This window comes from Nonomuraea bangladeshensis (assembly GCF_039529455.1).
GTDB lineage: Bacteria > Actinomycetota > Actinomycetes > Streptosporangiales > Streptosporangiaceae > Nonomuraea > Nonomuraea bangladeshensis.
This window is the reverse complement of record NZ_BAAAMV010000042.1, coordinates 1-868: the sequence shown is the minus strand read 5'-3', so window position 1 is coordinate 868 and position 868 is coordinate 1. Positions and strand designations below refer to the sequence as shown.

General features: G+C 71.9%; 1 protein-coding gene. It reads right to left on the bottom strand.

The window, feature by feature from the left end; all coding sequences use genetic code 11:
* Positions 1-552 precede the first annotated feature (552 nt).
* Positions 553-868, bottom strand: a 316-nt coding sequence (locus ABD292_RS48845) for a hypothetical protein (protein WP_344220346.1), incomplete at its 5' end; no start/stop codon positions are given.

Here is an 868-nt window from a genome sequence, read left to right as displayed (position 1 = left end):
ACGCGATCATGACCGCCCGCCTGGCCGGCCACGCCAGCCCCAGCACCACCCTCAGCTACGACGTACGCCCCGACGAAGAAGCCCGCGACGCCGTCGAACGCCTCCGCACCCCCACCGTCACGCCCCTGCTGGCCGAAACATCCACTGACCAGCGCCCTCCCGCCGCACCATGACAAGGACCGGCACCAGGCCCGGCATCGGCCCGCGAGCTGTCCCGGTCGTAGCGCTTCACGAGGTGCCGCCGGCCAGCTACCCCGGTAAGCGCTACAGCGTCGGCAGCAGGTCAGGACCTCCACCGGCGGCCGGTAGGACGGCCAGCGCCTCGGAACCGTCGGCTCACGCCAGCGGTGGCCCTTTTGTCCAGCAGCGGGCCCGCACGTGCCACCCCTCTGGGCCAGGTTCGAGCATGGCCGGTCGGAGCCGCAGCCCACATTGCCGGGCAGTGCCGGCCAGGATCTGGCCGGCCCGCCCAATGCCACGGCTCAGCAGAGGGCCATCGCCGGGCTGGCAGCCGGCAGCGTAGGCACGCGCGGCGACGAACAGGTCCCGGCCTCACTCCGGAACGGGATAATCAATCCGGAACGGCAGATAGCTGCTCAGCGTGGCGGCATCTGGCGCCAGGTTGGACAGCCACATGAAGCCCAGCAGGGCAGGCGGCAGGCTGGTCACCAAAAGCGCCGCCACGGCGCAGGCGTGTACCGGGTCGACGACCCGGCTACGGATCTGCTCGGCCACCGCGGGCGTGAACGGCAGGTCCGTGAAGCCCGGCCCGCTCCACCGCTCAGGTCGCCCGGGCAGCAGCAGGTGAAGGCCATGCCGCAGGAAGCCGGCCGCCGCGGTGGTCCAGCGGTCATGGACCGCTGGACCA